The sequence below is a fragment of the Streptomyces sp. NPDC058964 genome (genome assembly GCF_042741275.1).
GTDB lineage: Bacteria > Actinomycetota > Actinomycetes > Streptomycetales > Streptomycetaceae > Streptomyces.
The window spans coordinates 15,038-21,522 of the sequence record NZ_JBHYKH010000103.1 but is presented as its reverse complement, the minus strand read 5'-3'; the positions used below and the strand labels follow the sequence as shown (position 1 = coordinate 21,522).

General features: G+C 72.6%; 8 protein-coding genes. All 8 read left to right on the top strand.

Annotated elements, in window-relative coordinates:
- Positions 1 to 164: 164 nt before the first annotated feature.
- Complete coding sequence (gene tpg, locus ACFW2E_RS15680) at positions 165 to 719, top strand: telomere-protecting terminal protein Tpg (protein WP_384466639.1); 555 nt, start codon at positions 165 to 167, stop codon at positions 717 to 719.
- Between the two features lie 142 nt (positions 720 to 861).
- Positions 862 to 1,002, top strand: coding sequence for a hypothetical protein (locus tag ACFW2E_RS15675; protein ID WP_263217154.1), 141 nt, complete (start codon positions 862 to 864; stop codon positions 1,000 to 1,002).
- A 90-nt stretch (positions 1,003 to 1,092) separates the two neighbouring features.
- A complete protein-coding gene (locus ACFW2E_RS15670; RefSeq protein ID WP_384466636.1) occupies positions 1,093 to 1,953 on the top strand; it encodes a JmjC domain-containing protein in 861 nt (286 codons plus the stop codon).
- Positions 1,950 to 2,828 (top strand): JmjC domain-containing protein, encoded by an 879-nt coding sequence (locus tag ACFW2E_RS15665; RefSeq protein ID WP_384466634.1) that lies wholly within the window; start codon positions 1,950 to 1,952, stop codon positions 2,826 to 2,828. The genes ACFW2E_RS15670 and ACFW2E_RS15665 overlap by 4 nt, the downstream gene beginning before the upstream one ends.
- Complete coding sequence (locus ACFW2E_RS15660; protein ID WP_384466632.1) at positions 2,825 to 3,334, top strand: GNAT family N-acetyltransferase; 510 nt, start codon at positions 2,825 to 2,827, stop codon at positions 3,332 to 3,334. The genes ACFW2E_RS15665 and ACFW2E_RS15660 overlap by 4 nt, the downstream gene beginning before the upstream one ends.
- A 64-nt stretch (positions 3,335 to 3,398) precedes the next feature.
- Positions 3,399 to 4,769, top strand: a complete 1,371-nt coding sequence (locus ACFW2E_RS15655) for an MFS transporter (protein WP_384466630.1) — start codon at positions 3,399 to 3,401, stop codon at positions 4,767 to 4,769.
- A gap of 114 nt (positions 4,770 to 4,883) precedes the next feature.
- Entirely contained in the window at positions 4,884 to 5,765 is an 882-nt protein-coding gene (locus ACFW2E_RS15650) for an aminoglycoside N(3)-acetyltransferase (protein WP_384466629.1), read from the top strand.
- A gap of 119 nt (positions 5,766 to 5,884) precedes the next feature.
- On the top strand, positions 5,885 to 6,485 hold a 601-nt coding region (locus ACFW2E_RS15645; RefSeq protein WP_384466627.1), incomplete at its 3' end, for an NmrA/HSCARG family protein.

Below are 6,485 nucleotides of genomic sequence, written 5' to 3'. Positions count from 1 at the left end.
GACACCCAGATGGCCGACCAGCTCGACACCGCCGTCGAACACCACGGCAAGGGCGACCTCGCCGCCCTCCTCGCCGGCGGCGACACCTGGACGGTCCGCTGACCGGTTCGGGCCTGTAACGTCTGCGACGACGGCACACGGCACGACGAGGGCAGGGCAGCGCGATGGTCGCTATCGGGGACACGCTCGACGTGGCCGCCGCCGAGCACTTCACGCGCCCTGTCCCCAAGTCGGCGCAGGCACAGATGCGTTTCCTGGTACGGCAGTTGAAGGGCACCCGGCAGGTGGCCGAACTGCTGGGCATCTCGCAGCGCACGGTGGAGCGTTACGTCAAGGGGCAGTTGAAGCGTCCCCGGCATGATCTCGCCGAGCGGCTCATGGCCGAGACCCGCAGGCGCTGGCAGCCGCGCGTACGGGAGCGGGCCCGGCGGCAGGCCGCCACCACCGGCGGGATCTTCGTGTCGACGCGCGCCCGCTTCGGCTTCACCGCGGCCCCCGGCACCAGCGACGACCCCCGGGTCCGTTACGTCAACCAGGCCCTGCCGCCCGAGTACGCCTCCCGGCTCTTCGCCGCCCAGGACGCCGGTGCCACCGAGCGGCAGCTGCGGGACATCCTGGCCGAGGGTCTGGGTGAGATGTACTTCCGTGACCGGGGCCGCCGTGCGGAGGGTCTGTCGGTGGAGTTCACCGACATCCAGGAGCTCGAGCTGGGTTTCTAGCACCGCGTCGGGCCGGGCCTGCGGCGCCGCGTGGGACGGAAGGTCCAGGCGGAGTCCAGAGCGTCGCTAGGCGGGGTTGCCACGATCCACGGCAGTCCGTCGCACTGCCGCGGCGGGACCCCACTGCCTGCTGGAGGCTGACATGGGCATTCGTGACACGAAGAACGCCATCGAGGGCAACTCCGAGAACCCGGAGGAGCTGGCGCAGACCCAGATCGCCGGCGAGGAGGAGGACGCCTTCGACTCCCCGAAGACGATCATGAACCAGATCTCCAACGCCTGACAGGCAAGACGGCTCCGCCGGCCGGAGAGGAACAGCACGCCCTCCGGCCGGCGCCCGGACGCGGAAGCCAACGGAGCCCTGGGGGTCGGGTTGTCCACATCACTCGTAGAGACGCTGCGCGGCGAGGGCATCTTCGCCGACGCATGGAACAAGGAATTCCGGATCCTCCGCGGTGCGGTCGATCCCGCCGGCTGCATCTCCTCCGCCTTCGTCGAGGACAGGCTGGAGGCCAGCCTGCTGCGCTGGCCGTACTTCTCCGTGCTGCGGCACGGGGCCGTGCCGCACGAGCGCACCTACACCACGTCCCGCGACGTGATCGGACACGAGCGGCCCGGCTTCGCCGACCGCGCCGCCATCCACCGGCTCATGTCGGCCGGCGGCACCCTCAAGCTGAACCAGCTGTCCGACTGGCACCGGCCCACCCGTGCCCTCGTCGAGGAGTTCGAGACGGCGGCCCCGGTCGCGGTCGCCTCGTACGTCTTCTGGACCCCGCCGGAGAGCCGCGGAATGCTGCCGCACCGCGACGCCTCGCACGTCGTGGCCGTCCAGCTCGAAGGGCGCAAGGAGTGGCAGCTGTACGCGCAGGAGGGCCAGGTGCGCAGCGACGCGGGCCTGGACGTGGACGCGCAGGAGCCCACCCACACGTTCGTGCTCGAACCCGGTGACGTGCTGTATCTGCCGCACGGCTGGCCCCACGACGCGATCGCCCGCGACGGCGCCTCCTTCCACCTGACCTTCACCCTGACCGAGCCGGCCCCGGACGATCTGCTCGAGGCGCTCGCCACCCATCTCCTGGCGAACGACTGGGAGCTGGCCCACCGCTTCCACGCCACCACGCTGGAGGAGCGGACCGAGAACGTGCGCTCGGCGCTGCTCGGCTCCGCCCGCTCACTCGACGACGACACCTGGGCGGGCGCCGCCCTCACGGCCATGCGGGAGGTGACCGGATGACCGTCACGCTCGAGGACCTGGTCGGCGACACCGAGACCTTCTTCCGGGACCACTGGGCCAACCAGCCCGCGGTGTTCCGGTCCCGGGCCGACCTCACCGGGCTCATCACCGAGGAGGAGATGTGGGAGGAGGTGGACTGCGGCCTGCTGATCCGCCCGTACTTCACCTCCTTCGACGAGGGGGTGCGCACCGCCATCTCGGAGATGACGAAGCCGCGCACGGTCGTGGGCCACAGCGTTCCCGGCTACATCAACCCCGAGCAGATCAAACGGGACTTCGCGGCCGGCGGCACCTTCAAGTTCAGCCAGCCCGAGCACTGGCACCCGAGGCTGCGGGCGCTGGTCCGGTCCCTGGAGCCGGAGTTCCGCGCCGAGCTGGAGTCCTTCGTCTTCCTCTCCCCGCCCGGCAAGACCGCGATCGCGGCCCACATGGACGGAGCCCACGTACTCGTTCTGCAGGTCGCCGGGGTCAAGGACTGGGTGGTGGGCCGGCTCGACGAGACGACGACCAGTGACTCCGACCGTTACGCCGGCGGTGTGATCCCCTACGATCGCCGTATGGAGGTCACCCTGAGGCCCGGCGACGTGCTCTACATGCCGCACGGCACCCCGCACTGCGCCACGGCGCGGATCGGCAACTCCATTCACATCGCGGTCACCATCGAAGAGCCCAGCACCAAGGACCTGGCCAACGTGTTCCTCGCCGAAGTGCTCGCCCACCCCGAGTACGAGGCGCTCACCGAGGAGCACCACGAGCTGTCCCTGGCCGAACGGCTGACCCGGCTGCGCACCCTGGTGGCCGGCACCCTGGAGGCGGCGGACGCGGACCAGGTGCTCAAGCAGGCCGTACGACTGAAGGCCGAGCACCGCGGATGAGAGTGGCGCTGCGCCCGGTGACGGCCGCCGACCTGGACCGGTTCGACGCGGAGTTCGCCGGACCGGACGGGCCGGGTCCCTACCAGTGGTTCGGCCACACGCCGACCGTACGGCTGCGGCGGCTGCTCGACGAGCGGGGACTGCTCGGCGGCGACGAGAACATGCTGTCCGTCACCGTCGACGACGTCCTCGCAGGGCGCGTCGAGTGGTTCCGCAGGGCATGGGGCCGGGCGGACACCTCGTCCTGCTGGGAGATCGCCATCGGCCTGTTCGCCGCCCATCGCGGCCAGGGCGTCGGCACCCGGGCGCAGCGCCTCCTCGTGGAGTACCTCTTCGAGCACACCCGCGTCGAACGCGTCCAGGTGTGCACCGACGCCGACAACATCGCCGAGCAGCGCGCGGTGGAGAAGGCCGGTTTCGAGCTGGAGGGCCGCATCCGCCGCGCCCAGTGGCGCGCGGGAGCCTGGCACGACCAGCTCATCTACTCGGTCCTGCGCGCCCCCTGAGACGCGCGACCTCGCCGAGGTCCCGCCCGAGTCCCGCCGACGTCTCTCCGAGCGGAGACACATCATGCGATCGCCCCTGCGTTCCCCCTTGGGTTCCCTGAACGTCCCCGCGCGGCGGCTGGCCGTTCTGCACGGTGTGGACGGGATCGGAGTCGGCCTGTACGTGGCCGGGTCCGCCGTCTACCTCACCCGGGTCACCGGCCTGACCGCGGCCCAGATCGGCCTCGCGCTCTCCGCGGCGGGGCTGACCGGTCTGCTGGCGTCGGTGGTCTTCGGCATCGTCGCCGACCGGGTCGGCGCCCGTCCCCTGCTCAGCCGTCTGCTGCTGCTCCTCGGCGTCGCCTACCTCCTCCTGCCCCTGGTCCACGCGGCCTGGGAGTTCGTCGTCCTGTCCGTGGGCATCGGCGCCCTGCAGTTCGGCACCGGCCCGTCCTTCATGTCCCTGATCGCCGAACTGGTACCGGAGAAGGAGCGGGTGACGGCCCGCGCCGCGATCAGGTCGGTCGGCAACGCGAGCATGGGCCTGGGTACGCTGGCGGCCGCCGCGGTCATCGCCGTGGGCACGGACGGCGCCCTCCAGTTGGTCCCGCTCACCAACGGCGTCACCTTCGTCGTGGCCGCCGTGATGGTGCACCGCCTGCCCGCCGTCGCCGCGCACCCGGCCCCGCCCGCCGCGGGCCGCTTCACCGCGCTGCGCGACCTGCCCTTCCTGCGGGTGGTCGGGGTGAACGCCGTACTGGCCCTGCACGACTCGGTGCTCGCGGTCGGCATCCCCCTCTGGATCGTCGTGGGCACGGGTCTGCCCACGACCCTGACCCCCGTTCTGATCGGCCTCAACACCCTGCTCTGCGTGCTGCTCCAGGTGCGTGCGGCCAAGGGGACGGACGATCTCCCCGGCGCCGCCCGCGTCGCCCGCCGCGCGGGCCTGGCCGGGGCGCTGGCCTGCCTGCTCCTCGTGCCCAGTGGCGACCTCGACCCCTGGGCCGCCGGAACCCTGGTGACCGCGGCCTTCCTGGTGATGACGGCCGCCGAACTGTGGCACGCGGGCGCGTCCTACGGCCTCGCCTTCACCCTGGCGCCCGACGAGCGCCGCGGCGAGTACCTCGGCGCCTTCCAACTGCACCACGGGGTGCAGTCGATCGTGGGCCCCGCGATCCTCACGTCCTTCATCGGCAGCGGTTCGGGCATCGGCTGGACGGCGGTGGCGGCCCTGTTCGCAACAGCGGCCCTCCTGGCACCCCCGGTGGCCCGCGGGGCGGTACCCCACCCATCGCTTCCCGAGGCCGCCGAGGCCGAACCAGCTCCCCACCTGCCTCCCGCAGCCGCCGACGGCGAGTCAGCCCCACAGGGGCCACCCGCACCCGCCGACGCGTCCCGCACGGGTGGTGCGGGTGGAAACCCAGACCCGGCCGGAGGCCGGGTGCCCACCCACTGACCCGCACGGCACGGCACGGCATGCCACGGCACGGCACAGCACGGCAGCCACGGCATGGCACGGCACCGCACCGCACCGAAGCGCACCGCACCGCACCCCGCACCGGGAGGCCTCATGCTGCACCCCGCCGCCGGCCCACAGACCCCCGGCCCCTACAGCCGAGCCGATCTGGCAGCGGGCCTCCGTGCCCTGGCAATCGCCGAAGGCGACACCGTGCTGGTGCACATCTCGATCAGCGCACTCGGCTGGACGGCGGGCGGCGGAGTGACCCTCGTACGGGCGCTGCGCGACGCGGTGGGCCCGGACGGCACCCTGGTCGTGCCCACCTTCACCACCTATCTGACCGACCCCGCCACCTGGGTCCAGCGCCCGGTGCCCCGCACCTGGTGGCCCCAAGTGCGCGCTTCACTCCCGGAGTTCGACCCGGCGGTGCACCCCGCCCAGCCCCGCCTCGGCCGCTTCCCCGAGGTCGTACGGTCCCTGCCCGGTTCCCGTCGTTCCGGCCACCCCCTCTACTCCTTCGCCGCCCAGGGACCGGCCGCGAGGGAGATCCTGGGCACCCACCCGCTCCCGTACGGCCTGGGCGCGAACAGCCCCCTGGCCGGACTCTGCCGCGCCCGTGCCAAGGTCCTGCTGCTCGGCGTCGGCTGGGACAAGGCGACGATTCTCCACCTGGCAGAGCACCTCACGCCGTACCCCGGCCGCCGCAGCCACCGCATGGCCGTACCCCGTGAGACGGCGGGCGGAGCCGTCCGCTGGGAGCCCAGCGACCAACTGGTCATGTACGAGGGCGACTACGGGCACATCGGTGCCGCGGCGACCCGCGCGGGCCTGGTCACCGAGGGCCCGGTCGGCGCGGCTCGCGCCCTGGTGTGCCCGGCCCCCGAACTCGTGGACCTGGGCTGCGCCTGGCTGCCCCGCCACCGCGATCTGAGCGGCTGGCGCGTGGCCCCGAACATGACCGGAGTGGCGGCAGCGCCGGCCGCGGCCCTGTGAGCGGGGGCTTCCGATCAACTGACTGCGCAACGCAGTAAACGTGCTGCTATTCTTCTGCGTGGCGCAGTCAATGTGCCACACAATAAAACGGACCCATTCTCACCCGGAGCCCCAGACCCATGCTCACCATCGCCGTCACCGGCGCCACCGGAGCCCAGGGCGGTGCCACCGCCCGCGCCCTGCTCACCGCCGGCCACCGCGTCCGCGCCCTCACCCGCGACCCCGCCTCCGCCGCCGCCGAGGCCCTGCGCGGCCTCGGTGCCGAGGTGCGTCACGCCGACTTCGACGACCGCGCGACCCTGGACGCGGCCCTCACCGGCGCGGACGCCCTGTTCGCGGTGACCACCCCCTTCGGCACCGACACCGCCACCGAGACCCGGCAGGGCACGGCCCTGGTCGACGCGGCGGCGGCCGCCCGCCTCGGTCACGTCGTGCTCACCTCGGCGGCCCATGCCGATCGCGGCACCGGCATACCGCACTACGAGAGCAAGTACCTGGTCGAACGGCACCTGCGTGCGTCGGGTGTGCCGTGGACGGTGCTGGCCCCGGCGGCGTTCATGGACAACTACACGGTGGGCTGGACCCTCGAGGGACTGCGCACGGGCACCTTCGCCTGGCCGATGCCCGCCGACCGCCCGCTCACGCTGATCCCCGCCGTGGACATCGGCGCGTTGGCGGCCCCGGGCCCCCACCCCCCCCACGCCAAGCGCGCGCCCCCCC